The following is a 376-nucleotide window of genomic DNA, read 5'->3' on the forward strand; positions in this document are numbered from 1 at the left end:
AACATGGGGGTTGTCGGTGTTCCAATGATCGACAGCCACCCAGTCGAGCCGCGTGCCGAGATCGGTCTCCATCTGCTTCGCGAGATCGCGGGTGAAGGCCTTCAGATCAGTCATGTCGCCGGCGTCCTCTGGCGAGACGATGAACCTGAAATGATGCCGATCGTCCTTGCATCGTTCAGTGAAAGCTGCGCCATCGGCGGCGTCGCTGCGAGCATCAAACATCTCGGCCTGCTCACCACTCCGGGTCACGCCGTCGCGCTTCAGATATGAGAGGTGGGCGGTCAGTGGTGCTGAACGGAAGGCTCGCCCCTTGTGACGAACCACCCGCGCCTTCACCACAACGCGCCGCGTCGGGCTGAACAATCTCGCTCGACTA

1 pseudogene is annotated in these 376 nt (G+C 61.4%); it reads right to left on the reverse strand.

Annotated features, from left to right (window positions below):
- Positions 1–376, reverse strand: a pseudogene (locus tag XI06_RS07050) (type VI secretion protein); the annotation flags it as partial.

It is taken from the genome of Bradyrhizobium sp. CCBAU 11434, assembly GCF_028128895.1.
In the GTDB taxonomy this organism is placed as follows: Bacteria; Pseudomonadota; Alphaproteobacteria; order Rhizobiales; family Xanthobacteraceae; genus Bradyrhizobium; species Bradyrhizobium zhengyangense.